Source organism: Pseudoalteromonas sp. McH1-7 (genome assembly GCF_013366255.1).
Lineage (GTDB): Bacteria > Pseudomonadota > Gammaproteobacteria > Enterobacterales > Alteromonadaceae > Pseudoalteromonas > Pseudoalteromonas peptidolytica.
In genome coordinates, this window is the sequence record NZ_JABWPQ010000034.1 from 10,938 (window position 1) to 37,103 (window position 26,166).

23 protein-coding genes are annotated in these 26,166 nt (G+C 43.1%); 14 read left to right on the forward strand and 9 right to left on the reverse strand.

Annotated elements, in window-relative coordinates:
• The first annotated feature begins 6 nt into the window (after nt 1-6).
• The 6 genes from HUZ36_RS19735 (at nt 7) to HUZ36_RS19760 (ending at nt 7,838) form a co-directional block, all read left to right on the forward strand.
• Nucleotides 7-2,100 (forward strand): chemotaxis protein CheA, encoded by a 2,094-nt coding sequence (locus tag HUZ36_RS19735; protein ID WP_176033771.1) that lies wholly within the window; start codon nt 7-9, stop codon nt 2,098-2,100.
• A complete protein-coding gene (locus HUZ36_RS19740; RefSeq protein ID WP_176033772.1) occupies nt 2,097-2,618 on the forward strand; it encodes a chemotaxis protein CheW in 522 nt (173 codons plus the stop codon). Before HUZ36_RS19735 ends, HUZ36_RS19740 begins: the two co-directional genes overlap by 4 nt.
• Nucleotide 2,619: 1 nt before the next feature.
• Nucleotides 2,620-5,307, forward strand: a complete 2,688-nt coding sequence (locus HUZ36_RS19745) for a methyl-accepting chemotaxis protein (RefSeq protein ID WP_176033773.1) — start codon at nt 2,620-2,622, stop codon at nt 5,305-5,307.
• 61 nt (nt 5,308-5,368) lie between these two features.
• Nucleotides 5,369-6,199, forward strand: coding sequence for a CheR family methyltransferase (locus HUZ36_RS19750; RefSeq protein ID WP_125253738.1), 831 nt, complete (start codon nt 5,369-5,371; stop codon nt 6,197-6,199).
• On the forward strand, nt 6,186-6,800 hold the full coding sequence (gene cheD, locus HUZ36_RS19755) for a chemoreceptor glutamine deamidase CheD (RefSeq protein WP_125253737.1): 615 nt from the start codon (nt 6,186-6,188) through the stop codon (nt 6,798-6,800). Before HUZ36_RS19750 ends, cheD begins: the two co-directional genes overlap by 14 nt.
• Before the next feature lie 9 nt (nt 6,801-6,809).
• Nucleotides 6,810-7,838: a protein-glutamate methylesterase/protein-glutamine glutaminase gene (locus HUZ36_RS19760; RefSeq protein WP_125253736.1), complete on the forward strand. Its 1,029-nt coding sequence runs from the start codon at nt 6,810-6,812 to the stop codon at nt 7,836-7,838.
• A 293-nt stretch (nt 7,839-8,131) separates the two neighbouring features.
• Here the strand turns inward: HUZ36_RS19760 and HUZ36_RS19765 are convergent, their stop codons facing one another.
• On the reverse strand, nt 8,132-9,181 hold the full coding sequence (locus tag HUZ36_RS19765) for a polysaccharide deacetylase family protein (protein WP_176033774.1): 1,050 nt from the start codon (nt 9,179-9,181) through the stop codon (nt 8,132-8,134).
• A 27-nt stretch (nt 9,182-9,208) separates the two neighbouring features.
• Between HUZ36_RS19765 and HUZ36_RS19770 the strand changes: the two genes are divergently transcribed.
• The gene (locus HUZ36_RS19770; RefSeq protein WP_176033775.1) at nt 9,209-10,477 is read left to right on the forward strand and encodes an MATE family efflux transporter; all 1,269 of its coding nucleotides are present in this window, start codon (nt 9,209-9,211) and stop codon (nt 10,475-10,477) included.
• Here HUZ36_RS19770 and HUZ36_RS19775 read toward each other — a convergent pair.
• Both HUZ36_RS19775 and nfuA read right to left on the reverse strand, forming a co-directional pair.
• Nucleotides 10,474-10,752, reverse strand: coding sequence for a hypothetical protein (locus HUZ36_RS19775; RefSeq protein WP_176033776.1), 279 nt, complete (start codon nt 10,750-10,752; stop codon nt 10,474-10,476). The genes HUZ36_RS19770 and HUZ36_RS19775 overlap by 4 nt on opposite strands.
• The gene (gene nfuA, locus HUZ36_RS19780; protein WP_176033777.1) at nt 10,752-11,327 is read right to left on the reverse strand and encodes a Fe-S biogenesis protein NfuA; all 576 of its coding nucleotides are present in this window, start codon (nt 11,325-11,327) and stop codon (nt 10,752-10,754) included. Before nfuA ends, HUZ36_RS19775 begins: the two co-directional genes overlap by 1 nt.
• A gap of 145 nt (nt 11,328-11,472) precedes the next feature.
• Here nfuA and HUZ36_RS19785 point away from each other — a divergent pair, with 145 nt between their 5' ends.
• Nucleotides 11,473-13,998: a M14 metallopeptidase family protein gene (locus HUZ36_RS19785; protein WP_176033778.1), complete on the forward strand. Its 2,526-nt coding sequence runs from the start codon at nt 11,473-11,475 to the stop codon at nt 13,996-13,998.
• Between the two features lie 50 nt (nt 13,999-14,048).
• Here the strand turns inward: HUZ36_RS19785 and HUZ36_RS19790 are convergent, their stop codons facing one another.
• Nucleotides 14,049-14,717 carry a ComF family protein gene (locus HUZ36_RS19790; protein ID WP_176033779.1) on the reverse strand — a complete coding sequence of 223 codons (669 nt, stop codon included), beginning with the start codon at nt 14,715-14,717 and terminating at the stop codon, nt 14,049-14,051.
• Between the two features lie 57 nt (nt 14,718-14,774).
• Between HUZ36_RS19790 and bioH the strand changes: the two genes are divergently transcribed.
• The 3 genes from bioH (at nt 14,775) to HUZ36_RS19805 (ending at nt 16,812) form a co-directional block, all read left to right on the forward strand.
• Nucleotides 14,775-15,512 (forward strand): pimeloyl-ACP methyl ester esterase BioH, encoded by a 738-nt coding sequence (gene bioH, locus HUZ36_RS19795; RefSeq protein ID WP_176033780.1) that lies wholly within the window; start codon nt 14,775-14,777, stop codon nt 15,510-15,512.
• A 107-nt stretch (nt 15,513-15,619) separates the two neighbouring features.
• Complete coding sequence (locus HUZ36_RS19800) at nt 15,620-15,928, forward strand: hypothetical protein (RefSeq protein WP_125253728.1); 309 nt, start codon at nt 15,620-15,622, stop codon at nt 15,926-15,928.
• Nucleotides 15,928-16,812, forward strand: a complete 885-nt coding sequence (locus tag HUZ36_RS19805) for a putative metalloprotease CJM1_0395 family protein (protein WP_128731665.1) — start codon at nt 15,928-15,930, stop codon at nt 16,810-16,812. The genes HUZ36_RS19800 and HUZ36_RS19805 overlap by 1 nt, the downstream gene beginning before the upstream one ends.
• Nucleotides 16,813-16,941: 129 nt before the next feature.
• Here HUZ36_RS19805 and HUZ36_RS19810 read toward each other — a convergent pair whose 3' ends face one another.
• Both HUZ36_RS19810 and greB read right to left on the reverse strand, forming a co-directional pair.
• Entirely contained in the window at nt 16,942-19,254 is a 2,313-nt protein-coding gene (locus HUZ36_RS19810; protein ID WP_176033781.1) for a Tex family protein, read from the reverse strand.
• 89 nt (nt 19,255-19,343) lie between these two features.
• A complete protein-coding gene (greB, locus tag HUZ36_RS19815) occupies nt 19,344-19,829 on the reverse strand; it encodes a transcription elongation factor GreB (RefSeq protein ID WP_176033782.1) in 486 nt (161 codons plus the stop codon).
• Nucleotides 19,830-20,042: 213 nt separating this feature from the next.
• Here greB and ompR point away from each other — a divergent pair, with 213 nt between their 5' ends.
• From ompR to HUZ36_RS19830, 3 genes are all read left to right on the forward strand, one after another.
• Nucleotides 20,043-20,762, forward strand: a complete 720-nt coding sequence (gene ompR / locus HUZ36_RS19820; protein WP_125253724.1) for an osmolarity response regulator transcription factor OmpR — start codon at nt 20,043-20,045, stop codon at nt 20,760-20,762.
• A gap of 5 nt (nt 20,763-20,767) precedes the next feature.
• Entirely contained in the window at nt 20,768-22,087 is a 1,320-nt protein-coding gene (gene envZ / locus HUZ36_RS19825) for a two-component system sensor histidine kinase EnvZ (protein WP_176033783.1), read from the forward strand.
• Between the two features lie 184 nt (nt 22,088-22,271).
• Complete coding sequence (locus tag HUZ36_RS19830; RefSeq protein WP_217704719.1) at nt 22,272-23,006, forward strand: hypothetical protein; 735 nt, start codon at nt 22,272-22,274, stop codon at nt 23,004-23,006.
• Between the two features lie 60 nt (nt 23,007-23,066).
• Here HUZ36_RS19830 and HUZ36_RS19835 read toward each other — a convergent pair whose 3' ends face one another.
• From HUZ36_RS19835 to hslR, 3 genes are all read right to left on the reverse strand, one after another.
• Nucleotides 23,067-24,605, reverse strand: a complete 1,539-nt coding sequence (locus tag HUZ36_RS19835) for a phosphoenolpyruvate carboxykinase (RefSeq protein ID WP_176033784.1) — start codon at nt 24,603-24,605, stop codon at nt 23,067-23,069.
• A 262-nt stretch (nt 24,606-24,867) separates the two neighbouring features.
• Complete coding sequence (hslO, locus tag HUZ36_RS19840) at nt 24,868-25,713, reverse strand: Hsp33 family molecular chaperone HslO (protein WP_128731153.1); 846 nt, start codon at nt 25,711-25,713, stop codon at nt 24,868-24,870.
• An 11-nt stretch (nt 25,714-25,724) separates the two neighbouring features.
• Nucleotides 25,725-26,135: a ribosome-associated heat shock protein Hsp15 gene (gene hslR, locus HUZ36_RS19845; RefSeq protein ID WP_125253718.1), complete on the reverse strand. Its 411-nt coding sequence runs from the start codon at nt 26,133-26,135 to the stop codon at nt 25,725-25,727.
• Between the last annotated feature and the right edge of the window lie 31 nt (nt 26,136-26,166).

Sequence of the window (26,166 nt, forward strand, 5' to 3'; positions counted from 1 at the left end):
GTCGACATGAGTATTGATTTAAGCCAATTCTTTGATGTCTTTTTTGAAGAGAGCTTTGAGGGGCTGGATGTGATGGAAGCGGAGCTTCTAAACTTACAGCCAGGGCAAGAAGATTCGGAGACCATCAATACCATATTTCGTGCAGCGCACAGTATCAAAGGTGGAAGTGGAACATTTGGCTTTACATCCGTATCTAACTTCACCCACGTTTTAGAGACCTTGCTTGATCAAATCCGTGATGGTAGACGTCAACTAGCAGCTGAACATGTAAATCTTTTACTTCAGTCCGTCGATTGCTTAAGAGCTCTATTGACAAGCTTGCAAGCTGAAGAAGAGCCTGACCTTTCTGTGGCGAATACGTTACGAGAGAAGTTTGAAGGGATTTTAGGCGCTCAACAGTCGCAAGATGCTCAGACCTCACCAAGCCGAGAGGTAGCTCCTGAATTACAAACCTATCAAATTGACTTCAAACCGCTTACACACCTTTTTAAAACTGGCAATGAGCCTTTGTATATGTTGAGTGAGCTGTCCGAACTCGGGGATTTGGAAACGCACGCCTTTTGCGATGCAATTCCAGATATTGAAAGGTTTAACCCTGAAGACTGCTACCTAAGTTGGCGTTTATATTTAAACACTAGCCACTCTGAGTCAGCTATTAGAGAGGTTTTCGAGTGGGTTGAGGATGACGCCGAGATAGTGATCACGTTGTGTGGCGGCCTATTTGAAAATGATAGTGCTCCAGAAGTGAATATAGCGTCCAAAACAGATACTGAATCGCAAGTAGCGCAAAAAGAAACTCAGAACAATACTGAAACAACTCAGAAACCGACCGCCATGGCTAAGCCTAAATCTGAGGTGAATAAGAAGTCAGGCGAATCTACATCAATCAGAGTAGGTATAGATAAAGTCGACTCACTGATAAATATGGTGGGTGAATTAGTAATAACGCAAGCAATGTTAACTCAACTCGGCGAACAAGAGCCCACAGAGCATACATTGGCTGCAATGCAAGAGGGGTTGGCGCAGCTGGCTCACAACACCCGAGACTTGCAAGAAAACGTAATGCGGATAAGGATGTTACCTATTAGTTTCGTCTTTAGTCGCTTTCCACGCTTGGTTAGAGATACATCGCAGAAGCTGGATAAACAAGTAGCGCTCAAGCTACTTGGCGAACAAACAGAGTTAGATAAAACAGTGATGGAAAAAATCTCTGATCCTATGGTGCATCTTGTAAGAAACTCGTTAGATCATGGATTAGAAACACCCGAGGAAAGAATTAAAGCAGGAAAGGATCCCGTTGGGACTGTGACGTTAAATGCTTTTCACCAAGGCGGAAATATCGTCATTGAGATTATGGATGATGGCAGAGGTCTCAATACAGAAAAAATCAAGAGTAAAGCCTTGGCGAATGGGTTGGTACAGGCAACAGATGAGCTTACTGTTGAGGAAGTAAATGAGCTTATTTTTAAGCCGGGGTTCTCTACTGCGGATGAAGTAAGTGATATTTCGGGTCGTGGTGTCGGGATGGATGTTGTACGCCGAAATATTCAAGCGCTTAATGGTAGTGTAGAGGTTACTTCGGCTAAGGGAGTTGGCTCAACATTTACGATTCGTCTACCGCTTACACTCGCTATTTTGGATGGTCAGCTAGTCAAAGTTGCGCAACATACCTATATCATCCCCCTTATTTCCATTGTGGAATCACTGCAGATCGATATTAAAAAAGTGAGTAGAGTCGGAAATGGTTTAGAGGTTTTGCGATTGAGAGACGAGTACATTCCAATCATCAGACTCTATCAGTTATTTAGCCATGAAGGAGCAATCGAAGAACTCGACAAAACTCTGCTTGTTGTGGTTGAAAGCGACAACCATAAGGTTGGGCTGCTGGTGGATGACTTACTGGCACAGCAGCAAGTGGTGATAAAAAGCCTAGAAGCGAATTATCAAAAGGTCAATGGCATATCTGGCGCTACTATTCTCGGAGACGGCAGAGTGTCTTTGATTATAGATATCAGTGGCTTAATAAAACTAAGCGGCCTTAAGCGACCCGGAAGTCAAGAGCTGTTGGTAGAGCAGGAGCTAGAAGAGGTGATGACATGATCACTGAACGTGCAGCAGTTAATGAGCAAATTATGCTGGCTAATAAGGAAGGTGATAAGCAGTTTTTGACCTTTATGATGGCAGGAGAAGAATATGGCATGGATATCTTGGCTGTCCAAGAAATTAGGGGATGGGAAGAGGTCACAGCAATTCCTAATTCACCAAGGTATGTAAACGGTGCAATTAATCTACGTGGAACCATAGTACCTATCATTGATTTGCGGATCCGCTTTGGCTTACCTCAGATCGAATATGGTGCTTTAACAGTCGTTATTGTCGTGTCTGTGCTCATCAAAGGGATGCAGAAAATTATGGGACTAGTGGTAGATGCAGTCTCGGACGTGTACAGCATCAATGAAGAAACTGCTAAAGATGTACCTGATTTTCAGGACTCGGAAAATAGTCAGTTCGTACAAGGACTTGTCAATGTTGGTGAAAAAATGGTTGTACTTTTAAATTTAAAAAAAATTTTAGATCTTGAAGTAAAACATGATGAGCAATTGGTTGTCGGGGGATAACATGCGCGATCACGCACTAGTGAGTCAAGTCAATAGCAGAGTATTAGTTGCCAGTGCCATAATAGTTGTGGGTTTGGCAGTCAGTATTCAGATGTTAAACGTGAGTATGTCTACTCAAACTTACGTCGCGATAGTAATTGCGGGCGTAAGCGTTGCATTAGCGGTTTTGCTACTGAAGCAAAGTGTAAACACGCTGCTAGCTAGGTTACAGAGCGTTGAAAGTATTATATCGGCAATCGAAAATAACGATGCAAGCTTACTAAATAACCACTTCAAGGCAGAGCATCCGACGCTGTTCAGAGCAGTAGCTACTTTCTTAAATAATGATATAGCGAATGATAAAGAGCATAACCACAGCCTGTTATTAGCACTAAAAGTTTGTCAAGCAAACATAATGTTGGCTGATGCGTCTCTTAATATCGTTTATTTAAATGATTCCCTTACGAGTATGTTGCGAAAGAATCAGGCCAAACTACAGCAAGAATTACCAGGTTTTAATGTAGATAACTTAATTGGCGCTAACATCGACTCATTTCACCGTAACCCCAGCCATCAAAGAGGTATATTAGCTAATCTCTCTAGGCCCTATGTTGCCCAGATTATAGTCGCAGGACTTACCTTCGACCTTATTGCAACGCCAGTATTTGATGAAGAAGGTAAGCGCTTAGCCACCTTAGTGGAGTGGAAAGACTTAACAAGAGAGCTTGAGGTTGAAAAGAGGCAAGCTGAGTTGGCGAGTCACAATGCGAGAATTTCTAGTGCACTTGATGTCTGCCAAGCCAACGTCATGCTTGCGGACGATAAATTAAACATTGTTTATGTCAACGATTCTGTAGTGAGGATGCTAAGAGATAATCAGCCTCAGCTTAGGAAGTCTCTTCCAAATTTCGATGTTGATAAACTTGTTGGGCAATGTATTGATGTATTTCACGAAAACCCGAGTCATCAGAGACACATACTCGATAAGTTAAACGATGTATATCGTGCTGATATTGAGATTGCAGGGTTCACATTTGGATTAATTGCAACCCCTGTTTTTGATGATGGCGGTAAGCGTATTGGTACGGTGGTTGAGTGGGAAGACAAGACTGATAGGTTAAATCGGGAAGCTCTGGAAAAAGCCGCTGCAGCGGAAAATTTAAGAGTACGAAGAGCGCTGGATAATGTGTCGACTAATACCATGATCGCAAACGAAAAGTTTGAGATCGTATACTTAAACCGCGCCGTTAAAGAAATGATGAGAGGCGCAGAGAGTGATTTAAAACGTGACTTGCCAAACTTTGACAGCAGGCAGCTTATGGGGGCTAATATTGATGTTTTCCATAAAAATCCAAGTCATCAGCGTAGTATGCTCTCTCGTCTTGAATCTGAGTACAAAACTGAGATAGCCGTTGGCGGACGTACCTTTAGTTTGGTGGCAAATCCCATTTTTGATAGTAATAACGAACGTGTAGGAACCGTAGTTGAATGGAACGACAGAACCAAGGAAGTCCAGATTGAAAAAGAAGTCGCAGGACTAGTGCAATCAGCTAACAGTGGTAACTTAAGTGTTCGTTTATCTGATGAGGGTAAAGAAGGATTTTATTTGCGATTAGCACAAGGACTTAATAGTTTAGTTGCGACTGTCGATGAAACAGTTACTGACATGGGAGAAATGCTGGATTCGTTGGCTACGGGTAATTTAACCCAGCGGATAGAGGGAGATTATCGTGGTGCTTATGAAAAGCTGAAAAAGGACGCCAATACCACGGCTGAAAAATTGACCGAGGTGTTAGGTCGGATCCGCACTTCAGCAAACCTAGTCGCAAGTGGCGCAGAAGAAATATCACAAGGCAATGCTGACTTGAGTCAGCGGACTGAAGAACAGGCATCTTCCTTAGAAGAAACGGCTTCTAGTATGGAAGAAATGACCAGTACAGTTAGGCAAAATGCGGATAATGCAAAAGTCGCGAACCAACTGGCAGAAGAAACGTGTGATAAGGCAACTAAAGGTGGAGAGGTGGTGACTCGCGCGGTAGAAAGTATGTCAGAAATAAACAGCTCGAGTAAAAAAATAGCGGACATCATAGGGGTTATAGATGAAATTGCTTTCCAAACAAACTTACTGGCCTTAAACGCGGCTGTGGAAGCCGCGCGAGCAGGTGAACAAGGACGTGGATTTGCTGTTGTAGCTGGAGAGGTGAGAAACTTAGCGCAGCGCTCCGCGGCGGCGGCAAAAGAAATTAAAGATTTAATACGAGATAGTGTCAGCAAAGTCGAAGATGGCACATTATTGGTGAATGAATCAGGCGAAACCCTAAAAGGGATTGTGGAGTCGGTAAAGCGTGTAACAAACATGATCTCGGATATTGCTGAAGCCTCTGTTGAGCAAAGCTCTGGGATAGAGCAAGTGAATAAAGCCGTTTCCCAAATGGATGAGATGACCCAACAAAATGCCGCACTAGTTGAAGAGGCGTCTGCTGCTGGTGAGTCTATGGCTGAGCAAGCGAACGATATGAGAAGGCTTCTGAACTTTTTTACGCTAGACGACCTAGCTAGTCACAGCCACGATGTGAGCTCGTCAAAACGTCATTATGATATTCAAGAGAAACAACCACCCAAGCACACCATGATACCGAGCAAAACATCATTGCAAAACACAAAAAACAACCAGTTTGCTGATGATTCTGAAGAGTGGGAAGAGTTTTAGCATAAGGTGTGTTTAGCTGGTACAAAACCAGCGTGATGAGTAAGATTGAGGGAATATTGCGATGCGGGAGTTTTTGCTTACAGATAAGGACTTCTCTGAGGTTTCGGCTCGAGTATATGATGCTTGTGGCATAGTGCTTGGGCCACATAAAAAAGAAATGGTGTATTCGCGGTTAGCAAGACGCATACGTGCTAATGGCTTGAGTTCATTTGCTGAATATCTATCATTTTTAGAAAAAAATGAAGACGCAGAATTTAGTCACTTTATTAATTCTATAACTACAAATTTAACCTCTTTTTTTAGAGAAAATCATCACTTCGAATTTCTGGCAAAGACGGTGGTGCCAGAAATTACTACTCGGCATAAGCAGGACAAAAGGGTGAGGATATGGTCTGCGGGGTGCTCAACGGGTGAAGAGCCATACAGTATTGCAATGACAGTTGCTAACGCATTTCCTAATGATTGGGATGTAAAGGTACTGGCAACAGATTTAGATTCAAATGTATTAAGTAAGGCGAGTATCGGAGAGTACACCGCAAATAATGTCACAGGTTTGGACGAAGATAAATTGAAAAAATGGTTTCTGCGTAGCGCAGATGGCGGTACATATAGAGTCAAACCAAAATTACAGTCTTTCATTCATTTCAAGCGCTTGAATTTGCTGGAACCATGGCCAATGAAAGGGCCGTTTGATGCCATATTCTGTCGTAATGTTCTGATTTATTTTGATAAAAAAACAAAAGACAAACTTTTCGAGCAGTACCATCGGATGCTAGTACCGAATGGATATTTGCTAATTGGACACTCTGAAACCATGGGTAAGGAGCACTTGCAGTTCAAAAACTTAGGTAAAACCATTTATCAAAAAGGCCAGTTGAATGAGAGAATTTAAACCTGTTTTAAGGGGCTTTGAACACGTTAAACGGTTTTGGGACTCAGGACGAGCGATGGTTGTTGCAAAAGTATTGCCTGGAGAGTTTTATGTATCTAAACAAGATGAGCTAATTTCAACCGTACTTGGCTCGTGTATTGCCGCATGTGTGTATGATGAGAAGTTAGGGATCGGGGGGATGAATCACTTTATGCTACCCGGTGCAAAGTCCCTACGAGAGGTTCATGCTGATGATCTTAATTGTCGCTATGGTAACTGGGCGATGGAATATTTAATAAACGAAGTTGTAAAAAACGGCGCATCTAGAGCGAACTTAAAAATTAAATTGTTTGGTGGCGGTAAGATAATTAGTTCAATGACGGACATCGGTGAGGGGAATATCCGATTTGCCCAAGCTTATGTTGAGGAAGAGTGTTTGAAGCTAATTTCCCAGGATGTAGGTGGTCCATGGCCAAGGAAAGTTATTTTTCATCCTCAAAGTGGTAAAGCACAGGTAAAAAAACTGCGCACCATGCACAATAACACGATTGAGCAACGTGAGGTACGTTACCTACACGACATTGAAGCTCAAGACAACAAAACAGACATCGAGCTGTTTTAAGGGTGAAATATGGTCAAAGTTCTCATTGTCGATGATTCACCGCTAATACGCGGCTTATTAAAAGAAATATTAAATCAGGGGAATGGTATTGAGGTTGTAGGCGTCGCGGAGGATCCGTATCAAGCACGAGAGTTGATTAAATCAACCGCACCGGATGTGCTGACGCTAGATATTGAGATGCCAAGAATGAATGGTATCAGTTTTTTAAAAAACTTGATGCGTTTGAGGCCTATGCCAGTGGTGATGATATCAACGCTGACACAAGAAGGGTCACCTGCAACTATTGAGGCATTAGAACTAGGTGCCGTTGATTTTGTTTCTAAGCCGACCAGTCATGTTATAGAGCAACTGCAATCATATTCAGATATTCTGCAGAAAAAAGTAAAAGTCGCAGCCAAAGCCAGAGTGCGAACATTTAAAGCGCCAAAGTCAGAAAGACAATTAGAGGTAGGAACCTCCTTCACCTTTGCACACAATGCTATTCTTGCTATCGGCGCTTCAACAGGAGGGACGGAAGCTATACGTGAAGTATTAATGCGTCTACCTACTCATGCCCCGCCTGTGGTCATTACTCAGCACATTCCACCCGTATTCAGTACATCTTTCGCACAAAGAATGGACCGAACGTGTGCAGTTTCAGTGAAAGAGGCAGAAGATGGCGATATGTTGAAGCCCGGGCACGTGTTTATTGCCCCTGGTGATAAACACCTCAAAGTCGAGAGAGTATCTTCTGGGTACGTTTGTCGACTGGATGACGGCGAACCTGTGAATAGACATAAACCGTCCGTAGAGGTGTTATTTAATTCATTAGTGCCAATAGGAAAGCATGTTTGTGCAGTGATGCTGACCGGAATGGGCAGTGATGGAGCAAAAGCAATGTTGGCACTTAAAAAGAACGGAGCGAAGACATTCGCCCAGGATGAATTGAGTTCTGTGGTATGGGGAATGCCAAGAGCGGCTTATGAGTTAGGTGCAGTGCAATCTTTGGTGCCACTGAGTAAGGTAGCAGAAACAATGCTTGATGTAGTAAAAAAGTAACGGCGGATGAGCCTCAATAGAGCTGGTGCCAGTAGAGGATGAGTGTAAGCGAGTTTATGGCGAAGCTCGCTCTAATGCTAACTTAACCCACTGCTATCTCTTTCTAACGAATACAGCTTTGAAAGCACTTATACCAATTTGAAGGAGTAAATCTGACGCTAACCGCGTTAAAAATTTCTTATTTAGAACAACTAAATAGCAAAATTTTTGCCTGGTTATCGACAAGACTTTCTCGCCTCAAAATAGACCACTTAATTAAGAAAATTGGTATTATTATCAAATACTCAGGCTAACTACTGCTGCTCTACAATAACCCAAGGTTGAGAAAACCAATGGTAACGCCCCGGCTCTTGAATAGACGGTGCTGTACAGTTGTATCTTGATCTCCCCTTAGGTAATTCAGCAGGAGTTTGGATCCGAACACTATCTTTTGACTCCCAAACAAGCGTGGCTTGACCAACACCTGAAACGTAACAGGCAAACTGAGTATTGTGAAAGTCCTTAGTTTTGAAATGTAGAGTGATTTGTGGTTTTGTATTACTAGTAACACTATCTGCGTAGTGCATATTTTGTAATTGAAACGCTTTGGTGTCTAATTTCGTTTTGAGGGTCTCAAGGTTGCTGTATATGCCTGAGGCAGGGAACCGAGGGAGGCGCGTAAAATCAGATGTGAGCCCCACCGCACCAGAATGTTGACCAATACCAATTAGCCCTAACTCGCTTACAAGTTCTTGCAATTTACGATTAAATTCGCCGTAAGGGTAAGCTAAGTAGGGATAATCATGACCGATTTCTTCTTTAATACGCTGTTGTGACCAAGTGATATCTTGCTTGACTCGTGCTCGCCATTCGGCAATGGATTCATCATCAAGCTTTTGATGAAGGTAATCATGCTTGGCACTATGATTCGCTATCGTTGCCCCTCGTTTGGCCAATTTACGCAGTTCATGCCAAGTCATTACATAACTTTTTTGTTCATCGATAAGTTGAGGATTGACAAAAATAGTGTACGGAAAACCAAACTGCTCTAAAAGTGGGGCTGCGGCAGTGATATTGTTTTCATAGCCATCATCAAAAGTGATGGCTATGGTTTTTGCCGGTAGTGTCTGTTCGGATTGCAGTGCATTCAATAGCTTCGGCAGTGGCATCACGTTATAGCCATTGTTTTTAATATAACTCAAGTGTGACTTGAAAGTTTCTTCACTGACACTGGTTACCGCAGGAAGTTTTTCACTGACGTGATGATACTGTAAGATGACAGCACCCCAACTATGTGCCGAGAACAGGGCTAAACCAAGAATAATATGTTGTATCAATTTATTAAGTGTTATAAAGCGCAACATCTGAGCCTCTTACTGCTTGCAGGTCCGATGATATTATCAAATATTACGGTGCCACTGTTAGGATTAGTCGATACAGCGGTAATTGGTCATCTAGATAGTGCTCATTTTTTGGCAGGGATTGCGCTTGGGTCTAGCTCCATCTCAGTACTATTTTGGTTGGCTAGCTTTTTGAGAATGAGCACAACGGGCGTAATTGCGCAGTCAAGCGGCGAGCAGGATAACGAAAAGCTCGTGGGTTCACTTTACACTAGTGTGCTGATAGCAATCTGTTTTGCGTTGAGTCTAATTTTATTATCACCATTTTTACTTCAAGTAATCGCATCACTGTCAAATGCGTCTAATGAGGTATTTACACAAGCAAAGCTGTACTTTCAAATTCGTGTATTTAGTGCGCCTGCTGCCATGTTAAACCTAGTGCTACTTGGTTTTATGCTAGGCATGCACTATGGACGCGGGCCATTTTATCTGGTGCTTTTCACTAATGTCGTGAATATTGTTCTGGATGTGTTATTTGTTATCGGTTTTGAGTGGGGGGTCGCGGGGGCTGCGTGGGCATCTTTGATTGCGGACTACGCAGCACTGGGGTTATCAATATTACTGACCATCAATGTTGCTAATAAACATGGGCTTGAGCTAAAGTTCAGCTTTGTAGAACGGGCACACTGGCTGAGTTTGCTGACATTGAATAGGGATATTTTTGTTCGTTCATTGATCTTACAGTTGTGCTTTAGCTTTATGACCTTTTATGGTGCTCGATTGGGAGAAGTTACACTTGCGGCAAATGCTGTATTGCTCAATTTTCTGATGTTAGTTAGTTTTGCAATGGATGGAATTGCCTATGCCTCAGAGGCTAAAGTGGGTACGGCTAAAGGCCGAGCGGATCCTGTTCAATTGCAGTTATGGGTTAAAATAAGCCTGTTTTGGGGAGCGTTATTCGCATTACTTTACAGTATGGTCTTCTATTTTTTTGGTGACTGGATTATTGGCTCTCTTACTACTATACCAGAGGTTATAGCGGCTGCGAGTATTTACTTACCTTGGCTGGTGGCTTTACCTTTAGTGGCAATGAGTTGCTTTTTATTTGATGGAATATTTGTAGGGCTGACTCGGGCAAAGGAAATGCGAAACAGCATGTTGATCTCAGCACTTTTTGGCTTCTTTTTACCTTTTTGGCTTACATATTCACTTGGAAACCATGCGCTATGGCTGGCAATGAGTTGTTTTATGGGGTTACGAGGGCTGACATTGGCATATAAATATTACCAGTTGTCTCGTCAGGGAGCATTATTAGCCTAGGCAAAGGGGTCTTGGTTTCTCAGTGTTTGACGGCGTTTTTCTCGTGCTTCTATGACCTGAGAAAACCGATTGGCGAAAATACCGATGTAACCGTAAAAGGCACTACACAGACCAATTGGCAATATGAATAAGCCAGCTATCTGAAAACGGTGGTCTTGATAGTATCCAAGCGCAATCAGAATTGCGGCAAGAATAACATCGCATAAACCAAAGAGAAAAAACTTGAGACTTCGCTTAGGGTTAGACCCTAAGCGATAAATGAGAGCTTTGCTCATTAATAGTAAGAGTGCTCGCCGCGCGCATGCTCCGTGATGTCACGCACACCATTAATTTCGTCAAACTTTGCAACCATCTCTTTTTCGATGCCTTCTTTTAACGTGACATCAATCATTGAGCAACCATTACAGCCGCCGCCAAACTGAAGTACAGCAATACCATCTTCAGTAATTTCGACTAGACTAACTTGGCCACCATGGTTTGCTAATTGTGGATTCACCTCAGTGACCAACATATGCTCCACACGTTCAGCAAGGCTTGCGTCTTCGCGTAGTCGTTTTGCTTTTGCATTTGGTGCTTTGAGAGTTAGCTGGCTACCCATTTTATCGGTAACGAAGTCGATGTCGGCTTCGTCTAGAAATGGTGCACTTTCTTCATCAACAATAGCTTCAAATCCATTGAATGGTAGACGGATATCGCTGGATTCAACAGCGTCTGCTGGGCAATATGACACGCCACACTCAGCCTGAGACGTGCCTGGATTAACCACGAAAACTCGAATGTTGGTGCCTTCAGCTTGATCAGCTAATAGCTTTGCGAAATGGCTTTGTGCAGAATCTGAAATACGGATCATAATTCGCTCTATACTTGACTAAATTACTCGGTTAATACGTATCATACTCTCCTCATCGTATTGTCGCTAGTGTTCAGCGTAAAAATTTGGCAATCGACAGAGTGCTTGTTAGCTTGAAAAGTACACAGAACTAAAGGAAACCATCATGCGCTTAATAAGCTGTTTTATCTTGTTGCTGAGCTTCAGCTTGCAGGCAAAACCGGTTGCATATTATTTTGGTAACGACGTGGAGTTTGACTCAAGTATTACTACCCCAAAGCAGGCATTTGGTTATGAGGTGGGCCAGTGGCATTTACGCCATGATCAAATTGTCTACTACCTTCAGACACTCGCTAAAGAGAGTCCAAGGCTCAGCATTGAAACGATAGGCTACAGCCATCAAAAGCGACCACTATTATTATTAAAGGTAAGTTCGCCGAAAAACCAGCAGAACCTAGCCCGCATTCAACAAAATCACTTGGCCTCAATCGGTGATGACTCAAACCGTAGTGATAAACCTGTGGTGATGTGGATGGGATACAGTGTGCATGGCAATGAGTCGTCTGGCAGCAATGCGGCTGTTTTACTTGCTTATTATTTGGCCGCGGCGCAGGGGAAGTGGGTATCTCAACTATTGGATAATGCTATTATACTGCTAGACCCTGCTTTGAACCCTGATGGGCTTGCCCGTTTTGCAACGTGGGTTAACAGTAATAAAAGTAACTCTCCATCGACCGATCCTGCACATCGTGAACATTCGGAGGCTTGGCCTTCAAGTCGCACTAATCATTATTGGTTTGACTTAAACCGTGATTGGCTGCTGTTACAGCATCCGGAATCACGTGCGAGGATCAAAGCTTTTCATAATTGGAAGCCCAATATATTAACGGACTTTCATGAAATGGGCCCCAACAGTACCTATTTTTTTCAACCTGGGATCCCATCTAGAACGCATCCTATTACACCTGCGGAGAATACCCAGTTAACGAACTTGATTGGTAAATTTCATGCCAAAGCTTTAGATGCACAAGGTAAGCTATATTTCACTCAAGAAAGTTTTGATGACTTTTACTATGGTAAAGGATCAACTTATCCAGATGTGAATGGCGCAGTGGGAATTTTATTTGAACAGGCGAGCAGTCGAGGACACGCTCAAGAAACCCAATATGGTGTGCTCAGCTTTGCTGAAACGATTAAAAACCAAGTGACTACTAGTTTATCGACTTTTCAAGCTGGCATAACACATAGACGTACTTTACTGGAATATCAGCAACAATTTTACCAACAAGCAAAGGTGCTTGCGAGTAAAGATGATACTAAAGGGTATGTGGTTGCGCGTGGTCAAGATAGCTATCGCTTTGAAGCATTCATTCACTTATTAAAGCAGCACCAGATTGAGATAAAGTATTTATCAAAAGAAAAAGAAATTGACGACCAAGTATACCAACAAGGTGACTTATATATTCCACTGGAGCAGCCGCAATATCGATTGATCAAAGCATTGTTTAGCACGCAAACGCATTTCAATGACAACACATTTTATGATGTCTCTGGCTGGACAATGCCTTATGCTTACGATCTTGATTTTGTTGCATTGAAAAGTGAGTGGGGGCTGAAGTTAAGTGATAACACGAATACTGAAAAACAAAAGCTTACACCAGTAGAAGATAGCTATGCGTATGCGATTAGTTGGCATCATTATTTGGCTCCACAGCTAGCTAATCGTTTGTTGCAAGGTGGGGTAAAAGTAGCAGCTGCTATGTCACCATTTTCGGCATCGACCACTTCTGGTAAACAACACTTTCAGCCTGGTACTTTGGTGATTGCTCGCGGAATTCAACAACATGATGATTGGTATGAGCAATTAAAAACGATCACAAGTGAATTAGGACTGCCGGTATATAGTGTCACCACAGGGTTGACTGAAAGCGGTATAGATTTAGGTTCAAGACAAATGCTGCAACTGCAAAAGCCAGAAGTACTTATTTTTGCAGGTGCAGGTATTAGTCAATATGAAGTAGGTGAGCTTTGGTATCACCTAGATAGGCACCTGATGCTGGCTCCTTCTATCGTAGAAAAGCAGATGATAGATAAGCTTGAACTTACACGCTATAGCCATATTTTGTTAGCGGATGGCAAGTACAATGATTTAAGTGATAAAGTAAAAGCCAAAATACATAGTTGGGTAGCAAAAGGAGGAGTGATTTGGGGCCACAAGCGTGGTGCACAATGGCTTATAGAACAGCAGCTCCTTGATGCAGAGATGACTTCTAGCAAAGAAATGCGCAGACAATTTGATACTAAAAATCTGACTTTTGCAGACAAAGACCGATTGTCCGCGAGACAGCGTATTGCCGGTGCTATTTTTGATACTCGACTTGACCTTAGCCACCCACTCTCTTTTGGTTTTGAGAATAAAGAGTTGCCAGTGTTTAAGAATAGTACTTGGGTTATGTATCGCAAAGATAAACCTTTTATTGAGTCGCTAGCCTATACTAGTGCTCCGCTATTGTCGGGCTACGCCGATACTACTAATGTTGAACAAATAGCAAGCTCTTCAGCTCTTATTGCATCAAAAGCTGGTCGTGGAGTTGTGGTCGGTATGGCTGATAACCCTGTCTTCCGCGGTTTTTGGTATGGTTCAAGCAGGCTATTAAACAATGCGTTGTTCTTCGCTCAAGGCGTGCGATAGTCTGAGGCAATAAACATGAAATAAAGCGAAAATAATAAACCCATTACCAGCTAACCTTCAAACGGTGTGAGGCTAATACTCATCGCCCACACCGACTTGGCTCCTTGCTGTTTGCAGGCTTTAGCTGCCGCATCCATTGTTGCTCCTGTTGTGATCACATCCTCTAGCAACAGAATGTTTTTTCCCTCAACAGGGGTTACGGTTGAAAACGCACCACGTAAATTTACTTTACGGCGAGCTTTACTAAGAGTGGATTGCGCCTGAGTTTTTTTGTTTCTTATTAAAACTGTTGGTTGTAATGGTAACCCCTGCCATATTTGCTCCACCTGATTGTAGCCTCTTTGAATGAAGCGAAAGCGGTGTAAAGGTAAGCAACACGCTACATCTAGGCAGAGGGGGGATGCTTTTTGAAATCGCTGCCAGAGTGTATGCGCCAAGATTCTTAGCGCACACTGGTGTACTTTATTGTGGTGAAACTTAATCCCTTGAAGCCAGTGTGAAATGGGTGGCCGATACCAGCTTACCGCACTTAATCCATCACAGTGATCAAGGCTTACCAAACGTTTGATATTAGGATAACTTAAGAGATTTATCTCCTTATCATCAAAATCTAAGCATGTTGGTAAACAATATTTGCACACAGGATCCGGTGCGCGTTGTCCGCAACTGGTACAAATTTGTGTGATTGCGCTTGTAAAGCACCTGTTGAGTTGGAGCATTGCTTTCCATCCTAGGTTAGCTATCATGGCTTCAAGTGTGGTTGAGAGAAGAAACAAATGCAAAATGAAGTCGTATTTCTTCACGGCTGGGGAATGAATAAGGCTGTGTGGCAATTATGTGAAGCCACATTACAAAGTGAAGTACCCTATACACTCAAAGCAATAAATCTTCCTGGATTTGGAGGTTCAAGTAGTGCCGCAGGTGGTTATATACTTGAAAAAAATGCAGAGCTAATCGCCGAGCAGTTGTCCTGTCAGAGTGTTGTTGTTGGTTGGTCGTTAGGTGGGCTATTTGCACTTTACTTGGCGAAACATTTTCCAGAAAAAGTGAGTAAAGTAATATTGGTCGCTTCCACTCCACTTTTTGCTGAAAAGTTTAATTGGCCGGGCATTGCTCCTAAAGTGTTAAATAACTTTGCGACACAACTGACAACGAATACAGGTAAAACCATTGAGCGCTTTTTGGCTATTCAAGCGATGGGAAGTGAACATGCTAGAGATGATATTAAACAGCTTAGAACCTTACTTGGGCAGCTTCCCCAAGCGGAGGATAAAGCACTTTCTGGTGGACTTACGATATTAGAAACAGTGGATCTACGAGATATGTTTGTAGAAATTGAACAACCAATATCGGGTATTTTTGGCCGTTTAGATTCACTTGTACCGCATGCTGCGATAAATCAAATGCACCAATTGAACCCTAAATTTGAGAGTCATGTTCTGCCAAAAGCGTCTCATGCACCATTTATTTCGCACAAAGATACGTTTATATCATTACTAAAATCAATTATTTAAATAATTAAAATAATAAAGCGGCAAAAAATTGCCGCTTTTCCTTTCCTTTGTTGATTTTTTGCGCAATAATTAGTCAGTAAGAAAAGGTCTATTTAATAGGTGTGCTTATGCCAATAGGTGATGTGCTAAATAACGGGATTGATGGTTACAACCGTGCTGCTCAAGGCATCGCTCAGGCGAGTGCCGATATAAATAGAGCCGCAGCTGAAGAGCAAACGTCCACAGACCGTGCATTTGGGCGGCAGTTACAAGGGGCGAGTACCGAAGAAGCGGTGACTGCGCCTGTTAGTGAGACCCCGAGTCTCACTGAGTCTGTTGTTGCCTTGAAAGTGGAAGAATTTAATGCGAAAGCCAATGTGCAAAGCATCCGCACAGCAGACGAAGCACTAGGTACGTTGATTGATATAAAAGTGTAATGAACATAGTAACGCCACCACCGGCGATGAACCTCAACACTGCCAACGTGTACACCGAATCGGTCGTACGCGACAACCAGCTACGTGAAGCGATCCCCAAGGCAACCCCTACTAACCCTTCATTTGCAGATAACCGTAATCTCTCTGATTCAGAAAAAGGCAGAGCGTCGGAGCCTGATGAAACCAAACTTTATGGCTCTGATGGAAAAACCGAGCAAGGTAAGAAAGTAGAAGGTAAAGGAGAGGAGCAGCAAGAGGAAGGCCAGGAAAAAGGTAAAAGTGAGCAAGAACAGCAGCAAGCTGAGCAGGAAGAACAAATTGTTCAAGAGTTAAAGGCTCGAGATAGAGAGGTTCGATTACACGAACAAGCTCATGCTAGGGTTGGGGGGCAGTATGCTGGCTCTCCAAGTTACGAATATCAGCGTGGCCCTGATGGTAATAATTACGCCATTGGTGGTCAGGTTATGATAGACGTCGCGCCGATCGAAGGAGATCCACAAGCGACGATCGAGAAAATGCAAACGGTGAGGGCCGCAGCATTGGCTCCTGCCGAGCCGTCTGGCGCTGATAGGGCTATTGCTGCAGATGCAACGCAAAAGTTGTCGGCAGCGCAAGCAGATCTTGCTAAGGCTGCTATTAGTGGTGAAGAACAAAACGACAGTCAGCGCGTGCAAAACATTCAAACAAGGCGTTTGAGTGGGGAACAGGCGAAAGCGGAATCTGAAGAAGAGCAAGCAAAGCTCAAACAAGATGCTGACCCTTATGCTGTAGCGATGCCGATAGAAGCTGATCCTGAAATACAAGCCAGGTCGCTTCGGATCTCAGATTTTTACCAACATGTTGCAATGCCAAACCAGCCAGCTTCGCTGTCTGTACAGATTTAACCCTAGATATTGGTCTTCTCCTCCGCGGATCAATGTAGTAATAGCGAGTTAATCCCCCCAAAATCGAAAAGCGCGACTAAGGCCGCGCTTTTCTTTGTTAGCTCATCGAAGTGAGCATTACCCCTATTATTACTTTTTCAGCTTGGCAAATGCTTCTGCAAAGGCATTGCCCATGGCCGCATTACCAGCATCTCGTGATTTTGGTTTTGACGGCTTTTGTGTTGATTTGCCTTTGTGAGACTTGGTACTTTGTTTTTGTGCTGGGTGATGAGACACCTCATCGTTGAGGCGCATTGTAAAGCTAATTCGCTTACGAGGTACGTCAACTTCAATCACCTTAACTTTTACAATATCACCAGCTTTAACCACTTCACGTGGATCGGAGATAAATTTATCCGTGAGTGCAGAGATATGCACTAAGCCGTCTTGGTGAACACCAACATCAACGAAAGCGCCAAAGTTAGCAACGTTTGACACCACTCCCTCTAAAGTCATCCCGACTTTTAAGTCATTAATGGTCTCAACACCCGCTTTGAATTGTGCTGTTTTAAACTCAGGACGAGGATCTCGGCCTGGCTTATCTAATTCTTTAATAATATCAGTGACGGTAGGTACACCAAACTTCTCGTCTACGTAGTCGTTAGCAACCAAGCGATTTAAAATATCATGATTACCTATCAATGCGTCTACTTCTATATTTTGTTTTGTACAAATAGCCTTAACGACAGGGTATGCCTCTGGGTGTACCGCTGAGGCATCTAATGGATCGTCACCGTTTGCGATGCGCAAAAAGCCAGCGGCCTGTTCAAAGGCTTTTGGCCCCAAGCGCTCAACTTTCTTGAGTGCTTTACGATTAGTGAAAGAGCCGTTTTCATCGCGATATTTGATGATATTGCTGGCTAAAGTTTTGTTTAACCCCGAGACTCTGGTTAATAATGGGATTGATGCGGTATTCACGTCTACTCCAACAGAGTTTACACAGTCTTCCACAACGGCTGTTAGTGTTTGTCCTAATTGGCTCTGCGAGACATCATGCTGGTATTGGCCAACACCGATTGATTTTGGCTCTATTTTTACCAGCTCTGCAAGCGGATCCTGTAGTCTCCGTGCGATAGAAACTGCCCCGCGCAGTGACACGTCAAGATCTGGAAATTCATTGGCTGCAAACTCAGATGCAGAGTAAACCGATGCACCTGCTTCACTCACCATGATTTTATTGAGCTTGAGTTCTGGGGCATTCTTTAACAGCTCTGCTGCAAGTTTATCGGTTTCTCGTGATGCCGTACCATTACCTATTGCAATGAGTTCAACTTTATATTGGCGACACATTTGCTCAAGTGTCTTGAGTGACTTTTCCCATTGGTTTTGAGGCGCATGTGGATGAATAGTGCTAGTGGCAATCAATTTTCCTGTTTTATCGACAATGGCAACCTTACATCCAGTGCGAAGGCCAGGATCGATACCCATAGTCGTTTTTGCACCGGCCGGCGCTGCCATTAACAGGTCTTTTAGATTTTTAGCAAATACTTCGATGGCATCGAGTTCAGCCTTTTCGCGCATAGCACCCAAAAATTCATTTTCTAAGTGTAATGATATTTTGATCTTCCAGGCCCATTGCACCACGCTCATCAGCCATTCGCTCGCTGGCGCGCCTGAAACCGCAAGAGTATAATGATCGGCAATGATCTGCGCACAAAATTGATTAGCGTCTTCGACACTTGGCTCAGGATTGATTGAAAGCTGCAGTACTCCTTCATTACGTGCTCTTAACATTGCCAAGGCGCGGTGAGAAGGGATTTTATTTAATAGCTCATTGTGCTCAAAGTAATCGCGATATTTGTTGCCAGTCTCTTCTTTACCTGTGATGACCTTCGCTTCTATTTGCGCATGCTCTTTGAGATGGGCGCGAAGCTTAGCAAGTAATTTTGCATCTTCTGCAAAGCGCTCCATTAAGATAAATTTAGCACCATCTAGCGCAGATTTGCTGTCTGCGACTCCTTTATCTGAGTCAATAAAGGTTGCTGCTTGTTGCTCTGGGTTAAGGTTTGGATCGTTAAATAGCGCGTCAGCGAGTGGCTCAAGTCCAGCTTCAATGGCTATTTGCCCTTTCGTTCTGCGCTTTGGTTTGTAAGGAAGGTACAAATCCTCTAATACGGTTTTGCTGTCAGCAGCTTGGATTTCTGCATGTAGTTCAGGTGTGAGCTTGCCCTGTTCGTCAATGGTTTTGACGATAAACTCACGGCGCTCATCTAGCTCTCTTAGGTAGCTTAACCTTTGCTCAAGTAAGCGTAGTTGGGTGTCATCTAGGCCACCTGTTGCCTCTTTACGGTATCGTGCAATGAATGGTACGGTTGACCCTTCGTCTAGCAAAGTGATAGCAGCATTAACTTGCTGTTCTTTGGCGTTAAGCTCAGTTGCTAAACGTTGTGCGATATTGCTCATGCAAAATCCTTATACTCATCTTAATCAGTTTGTGCAGGCCCGATATAAAAGTGCGTTAAGTTGGGCAAGCAAAATTCAGTTCAATGTTATCATTGTTCCGTGTTATTACGATATTCGATTTGGTTGATAAACCAAAGTCTCTGACTGTGGGCTGTCTTGACCATGATTTCATCATCTACTTGTTTACCTACTAAAGCGCGAGCCATAGGCGCATCGATGGAAATATAGTCATTACGTTCGTATATTTCATCAGGCCCTACAACACGAAATACGCGCGTTTCTCCGTCTTCGCTCTCTACCTCTACCCATGCACCAAAATAGACTTTGCCGTTTTGTTCAGGGCTATACTCCACGACTTTAAGTTCAGGTAAGCGCTTGCGTAAAAAGCGTACTCGTCTGTCAATTTGTCTCAGTAGGCGTTTATTGAACGTGTAGTCAGCATTTTCTGAGCGATCGCCTAAGCTTGCGGCCCAATTAACTATTTTGGTAATTTCTGGACGTTTTTCAAACCACAGATGGTCATGTTCTTGCTGTAGCTTGCGGTATCCCTCGGGTGTGATTAAATTCGTTTTCATGTAGCTTAGGTCTGTTGAGTTAAAGCGTTGTAATGTTCGGTAACAATCTAGTATCAATGTATGGTGTCACAAAGCACTAAATTCAATTATATTTAAGCATAATAATACATAGTCCAGATTTACGATGAGCGTTGAATGAACAGGAATAGAAGTTGCGTGCGCAATACCGCAACTCGGTGAACGTTAGTAAATTGATAAATAGAAGAAATGAAAATGGGAAACGAAACCACCAAAGTTCTCGTCGTTGACGATGATATGCGCTTACGTAGTTTATTGGAGCGTTATTTAGTTGAGCAAGGGTTTATTGTACGAAGTGCTGCTAACTCAGAGCAAATGGATAGATTGCTAGAGCGAGAAAACTTCCACCTGATGGTATTAGATTTGATGCTTCCGGGAGAAGATGGTTTATCTATATGTCGCCGTTTGAGGCAAAAAGAAAACGAAATCCCGATCGTGATGTTGACGGCCAAGGGTGATGAAGTGGATCGGATTATTGGTCTTGAGCTTGGTGCAGATGATTATATTCCGAAACCATTCAATCCCAGAGAGTTGCTTGCCCGTATTAAAGCTATTTTGCGCCGTCGTGCGAAAGAAGTGCCGGGGGCTCCTGCTGCTGAGGAAAACGAGGTTAGTTTTGGTGATTTTACGCTTAATCTAGCCACTCGAGAAATGCAGCATGGGGAAAATACAATTTCACTGACCTCTGGTGAATTTGCAGTATTGAAGGCGCTAGTTAGCCACCCAAGAGAGCCTTTAAGTCGTGATAAGTTAATGAATCTTGCCAGAGGCCGAGATTATAGTGCGCTAGAGCGTAGTATAGATGTTCAGGTCTCTCGACTGCGTCGGATGATTGAAGATGATGCGTCAAATCCGCGTTATATCCAGACCGTATGGGGTCTAGGTTACGTGTTTGTGCCTGACGGTGTGAAGTAGCTGCAATGTTACCACGAAGTGCTTTTGGGCAAACCGTTTTTTTTGTTGGGGCTTTGCTGCTGATAAATCAGGTTGTGTCATATATTACTGTCACCCTTTATGTGTTTAAACCGACATTTGAACAAGTCAATTTAATGTTAGCCAAGCAAGTCAAAACGGTCTTCATTGATTGGGAAGAGGGAGTTGAGGTCGGCAGTGAATTATCTCAAAAATTTTTTGAGATAACGGGGATTGAAGTAATGACACAGCGCCAAGCATATGCCAACGGGCTTGGTCAGGCAAAAGAGTACACTTTGCTTTCACGTAGTATGTCTGAGCAGTTAAATGGCTCTGCACGTGTGAGGATAAGCCAAGGAGATCCAGTGGTTTATTGGGTAGAAGCACCTCAAGCCCCCGGTTATTGGGTGAGAGTACCGCTAAGCGGCCTGAGTGAAACTAAAATGGAATTTCTTGTTTTTTACTTATCCAGTATCGGCTTTTTGAGTGTTTTAGGTGGTTGGCTCTTTGCTCGTCATCTAAATAAGCCATTAAAGTCCCTACAAATTGCAGCCAGTCGAGTTGGTGTCGGAGACTTCTCTACACGACTAGTTGAAGAAGGTTCTACAGAAGTCATTGAGGTAACTCGTGCGTTCAACAAAATGTCCAAAGGTATCGCAGAGTTAGAAAGTGATAGAAGACTGCTTATGGCAGGCGTATCTCATGATTTAAGAACGCCCTTAACTCGAATTCGCCTAGCCACAGAAATGATGTCGGACGAAGAAGACTACCTGCGCGAAGGTATCATTGATGACATCGAAGATATGAATGCGATTATCGATCAGTTTATCGAATATCTACGTCACCACAATGGCGCTGAGATGTCGGCCGATGACATTAACACCGTGATAGAGGAAGTTGTGCATGCTGAGCAGCAGCATCAGCGCCCAATCCATTTACAAGCTGAGCAATATTTGCCGTCAGTTATGATGAATGCTGTTGCCTTGAAGCGAGTATTTACTAACATGATTGAAAATGCCATCCGCTACTCAGACAAAGATATTGAAGTTACAACCGAATATAGTCCAAAGCATCGTGCTGTGATTGTTAAAGTAATGGATAGAGGACCTGGGATCCCAGAGTCTGAACTCGAGTCTGTATTTGAGCCCTTTAAGCAGGGGGATCAAGCAAGAGGCAGTGAGGGAAGTGGTCTAGGACTTGCGATTATCAAGCGGATCGTGACTACGCATGGTGGTAAGGTGAAACTACGCAATCGTGATGGCGGGGGGTTGATCGCTGAGGTTTCTTTGCCAGCCTACCGTGGTAAGCTAGAAGAAAATAATAATTAATACCTTATATGGTATACCTTCAGGTTAGCTCGAATACTGTTTGGCTTCAGTTTTCAAAACTGTGCCTCCAGTAGAGCGTAAGGAAAGTAATTTGTGGCTATATTGTGGTACCCAGCACACTATTGAGCTTTACAAGAGATAATATTGCCAGCATTCAAATGGCGACACAGGGTGTAGATAACTAATGCTGCGTCATTCTATCAAGCTTACACATGCTGATTTGACATATCGAGACAGCGCACTTGATGATAAAAAAGTTTGTCAATTAAAGCATATTATTGCCAAGAGTTTTGCTGACATTGATGTCGATGCCTACTTTGAATATTATTTTGAACAAGATGCCAAAGTAAAGCGTAGGCTGAGATTATTTTTTATTGATCACAATATCGTAGGCTATTGCCTTTTAACATTTGATGATAGTCACCATCATTTTTGCTTAGTGGGGGCGTCAGCTGCATTTTTACCAGAACATAGAGGCCAAAATAGCACTTTTGCGTTTTCATTGTCTGAGGTGTTTAAGTACTACCTTCGTAACCCGTTACGCCGTGTATTATACGCGGACACCATGTTAAGCCCTGCCATGTTTAGAGCCATGGCGAAAAATATCGCACAGGTTTACCCCAACCAAGGGCCTCCCGATCGAGCTATTGCTGAGCTATACAATGAGATTAACTCTGAAGGCTTAATTAGTGCGGAAAATGGCCTGCGCTGCCTAAAAGCCGTGGGGCGCAAAACTAACTATAGTAACGCGGAGATTGCGCGCTTTCGAGAAAGTCAAAAAGCAGAAATTGCGCTTTATTGTCGTGTTAACCCAAATTTTGACAAAGGGATTGCACTAGTCACTATCATTCCAATTACGTTCATACAGTTTGTGCTGACGTTGAAAAAAATGATCTGGCGCGCGGTTTTTCAAAAATGAGACAATAAAAAAACGCCCAACGAGGGGCGCTTTTGATAAAGGAATCTTTATCTATCGTGTTTAGCCACGAGGCCCTGCTGCTTTGATTGCCTCAGAAACATCGTATTTAGCAAAGTTCTCTTTAAAATCAGCTGCGAGCTTAGCTGCATATTCAGCATACTTAGCCTGATCTTGCCAAGTGTTCACAGGATTTAATAGTTTGCTATCTACGCCTTCAACAGCAACTGGTACATTTAGATTTAATGCTTCAATATGTTGTGTTTCAACACCTTCTAATGTGTTGTTCACAATGGCATCAATAACCGCACGAGTAGTCGGAATGTCGAAGCGTTTACCAATACCGTACGGACCACCAGTCCAACCTGTGTTTACTAGGTAAACTTTAGCGCCAAACTCACGCACGCGTTTCATTAGTAGCTCAGCGTACACGCCTGCTGGACGCGGGAAGAAAGGAGCACCAAAACAAGTTGAGAAAGTTGATTCGATATCAGAGGTTGAACCAATCTCAGTTGAGCCTACTTTCGCCGTGTAACCACTAAGGAAGTGATAAGCCGCAGCTTCTTCGCTCAGGATTGAAACTGGAGGTAATACACCGCTCACGTCACAAGTTAAGAATACAACTGCACGAGGCTCGCCCGCGCGGTTTTCCACTTTGCGTTTTTCAACGTGCTCTAGTGGATAGGCTGCACGAGTATTTTGGGTGAGGCTGGTATCCGCAAAATTTGGTACTTTATTTTCATCAAGTACAACATTTTCTAAAATAGTACCAAACTTAATTGCATTCCAGATCACAGGCTCATTTTTCTGTGAAAGGTCAATACACTTAGCGTAGCAGCCACCTTCGATATTAAATACGCTGCCTGGCGCCCAGCCGTGCTCGTCATCACCGATAAGGAAACGCTTAGGATCTGCCGACAGTGTTGTTTTACCGGTTCCCGATAATCCAAAGAACAAGGTGGTGTCGCCAGCTTCACCAACGTTCGCACTACAGTGCATAGGCAATACGCCTTTCGCAGGAAGAAGGAAGTTCTGTACTGAGAACATCGACTTTTTCATTTCACCGGCATAATGCATACCCGCGATAAGCACTTTGCGCTGAGCAAAATTAATGATAACGGTACCATCACTGTTTGTGCCATCACGTTCTGGATCACAAACAAAAGAAGGTACATTCATCACCTGCCATTCGGGTAAATCAGCTTTGTTATATGAAGTAGGTTCAATAAACATGTTCTTTGCGAATATGTGATGCCAAGCAGTTTCAGTAGTAACCACCACTGGTAAATAGTGCTCTGGATCTGCACCCACTTCTAAGTGAGAGACGAAGTGGTCATTTTCAAGAACGTGCGCTTCAACGCGAGTCCACAGCGCATCAAATTTAGCACTATCGAATGGGCGATTTACATTTCCCCACTGAATATCATTTTCTGTGCTTGATTCTTGTACGATGAAACGGTCATTAGGTGAACGTCCTGTACGACGACCTGTTTTTGCAACAAAAGCTCCATTTGCGGCTAAAGTGCCCTCGCCACGACGGATAGCGTGTTCGACAAGTTCAGCTGCGGTTAGATCGACAAAACGAGTAGCGCTTGAAGTCATGTTTATACCTAAAATGTGAGAGTTGAACGGGATAGCTCTGGGGTACTCTTGCCCTTAGCTAAATTTATAGTAACAGATGAAATTGAGATATTCGAGCCTTTGGAGGCCTTAAAATTACATAAAAACGTCAAAAAACTTGAATAATTTCAATGATACCGGTGTCATAACTTTTGCCAGTTTTATGACACCGGTATCACCATAGGGCCACAAAAAAACCGCCAAAAATGGCGGTTTCATTCTACAATAAAGTCCTACTATAAATTTAATTAAATAGTGACTTCACATCTTGTTCGCTAAAAACATAGTTCTTTAAGCAATAATGGCAGCTGATGTTGATTTCACCCTGCTTTTGTAAGTCTTCAAGTAAGGCTGCTTGCCCAACATTTACTAGCGCGTTTTCGGTTTTCTCACGGCTACAACCACACACAAACGAGATAGCTTGCGGCTCAAATAGCTGTGGGTTATCTTCGTGATACAGTCGTGTTAATACAGTGTTGGCATCAAGATCCAGCATTTCCTCTTGCTTTATTGTATTACTTAATGCCTCAAGGTGTTGGAAGTCAGCAATCGACTTTTCTTTATTTACAGGTAAAACTTGTAAGAACAAGCCCGCAGCTTTTACTTTTTCGTCCGTAACACTTGTTGCAAACCATAAGCGTGTTTTTAACTGTTCAGATTGTTCAAAGTAATCTTCAAGACATTCTGCAAGGGTATCCTTTGAGAGCGGTACAATACCTTGATAGCGTTCGCCTTTGATAGGGGTAATGGTGATAACCATATAGCCTTTACCAATCATCTCAGGGATAGATCCCCCCTTAATTTCTGATTGCAACCTGGCGATACCACGCATTTGTTGCTTGTGGTTTCCGTTGATCACTGCGTACTTCACCGGTCCATCACCTTGTAATTGGACGGCAATATCACCTTCAAACTTTAGTGTGGCAGTCAGCAAGCTGGTTGCAACTAATAGCTCACCAAGCAGATGTTGTACTGGCTCCGGGTAATTATGACCACTGATAATGTCAGTAAAAGTTTGTTCTATTTGTACAAGCTCTCCGCGCACGTCAAGTTTGTCAAAAATATAACGATGGAGTAAATCAGTCTGCATCAATGAAAATCCTAGTTTGATTTCAGTTTAAGTAATTCACGGCGTTGTTTCTTATCCGGCTTAGTTGCTGGACGTGGCGCAAACAAACTATTATTTTGGCGCGCCAACGCGTTTTGAGTTCGTTTCTCAATACTCGCTTCAGATTCTTCGTAAAGCGTTTGAGCGATAGGAGCAGCCTGGCGCTTCTCCATAATTTTGAGTATGGTTACTTCTTTTTCTTCATAGCCTTGAGCCAACTTGATAACCGCACCGACTTCAACCGTTTTACTAGGTTTACATCGTTGACCGTTATAGTGTACTTTGCCACCTTGAACCATATCACGCGCAAGTGCTCTGGTTTTATAGAAGCGGGCAGCCCATAACCATTTATCAATTCGAACTTTCTGTTCAGATTGGTTGTTTTCCTGTTGGAGTTTTGTCACAATTCGTTAACTATTTGCAAGAGTGAAATTT

Coding starts and splice junctions, on each gene's coding strand:
- HUZ36_RS19775 (WP_176033776.1), bottom strand. CDS start 10,752: ATGAGCAAAGCTCTCATTTATCGCTTAGGGTCTAACCCTAAGCGAAGT.
- envZ (WP_176033783.1), top strand. CDS start 20,768: ATGTTACCACGAAGTGCTTTTGGGCAAACCGTTTTTTTTGTTGGGGCT.
- HUZ36_RS19770 (WP_176033775.1), top strand. CDS start 9,209: ATGATATTATCAAATATTACGGTGCCACTGTTAGGATTAGTCGATACA.
- HUZ36_RS19835 (WP_176033784.1), bottom strand. CDS start 24,605: ATGACTTCAAGCGCTACTCGTTTTGTCGATCTAACCGCAGCTGAACTT.
- HUZ36_RS19735 (WP_176033771.1), top strand. CDS start 7: ATGAGTATTGATTTAAGCCAATTCTTTGATGTCTTTTTTGAAGAGAGC.
- HUZ36_RS19810 (WP_176033781.1), bottom strand. CDS start 19,254: ATGAGCAATATCGCACAACGTTTAGCAACTGAGCTTAACGCCAAAGAA.
- ompR (WP_125253724.1), top strand. CDS start 20,043: ATGGGAAACGAAACCACCAAAGTTCTCGTCGTTGACGATGATATGCGC.
- HUZ36_RS19805 (WP_128731665.1), top strand. CDS start 15,928: ATGAACATAGTAACGCCACCACCGGCGATGAACCTCAACACTGCCAAC.
- HUZ36_RS19750 (WP_125253738.1), top strand. CDS start 5,369: ATGCGGGAGTTTTTGCTTACAGATAAGGACTTCTCTGAGGTTTCGGCT.
- nfuA (WP_176033777.1), bottom strand. CDS start 11,327: ATGATCCGTATTTCAGATTCTGCACAAAGCCATTTCGCAAAGCTATTA.
- HUZ36_RS19790 (WP_176033779.1), bottom strand. CDS start 14,717: ATGCTCCAACTCAACAGGTGCTTTACAAGCGCAATCACACAAATTTGT.
- HUZ36_RS19800 (WP_125253728.1), top strand. CDS start 15,620: ATGCCAATAGGTGATGTGCTAAATAACGGGATTGATGGTTACAACCGT.
- HUZ36_RS19745 (WP_176033773.1), top strand. CDS start 2,620: ATGCGCGATCACGCACTAGTGAGTCAAGTCAATAGCAGAGTATTAGTT.
- bioH (WP_176033780.1), top strand. CDS start 14,775: ATGCAAAATGAAGTCGTATTTCTTCACGGCTGGGGAATGAATAAGGCT.
- HUZ36_RS19760 (WP_125253736.1), top strand. CDS start 6,810: ATGGTCAAAGTTCTCATTGTCGATGATTCACCGCTAATACGCGGCTTA.
- HUZ36_RS19785 (WP_176033778.1), top strand. CDS start 11,473: ATGCGCTTAATAAGCTGTTTTATCTTGTTGCTGAGCTTCAGCTTGCAG.
- HUZ36_RS19740 (WP_176033772.1), top strand. CDS start 2,097: ATGATCACTGAACGTGCAGCAGTTAATGAGCAAATTATGCTGGCTAAT.
- greB (WP_176033782.1), bottom strand. CDS start 19,829: ATGAAAACGAATTTAATCACACCCGAGGGATACCGCAAGCTACAGCAA.
- HUZ36_RS19765 (WP_176033774.1), bottom strand. CDS start 9,181: ATGTTGCGCTTTATAACACTTAATAAATTGATACAACATATTATTCTT.
- cheD (WP_125253737.1), top strand. CDS start 6,186: ATGAGAGAATTTAAACCTGTTTTAAGGGGCTTTGAACACGTTAAACGG.
- HUZ36_RS19830 (WP_217704719.1), top strand. CDS start 22,272: ATGCTGCGTCATTCTATCAAGCTTACACATGCTGATTTGACATATCGA.
- hslO (WP_128731153.1), bottom strand. CDS start 25,713: ATGCAGACTGATTTACTCCATCGTTATATTTTTGACAAACTTGACGTG.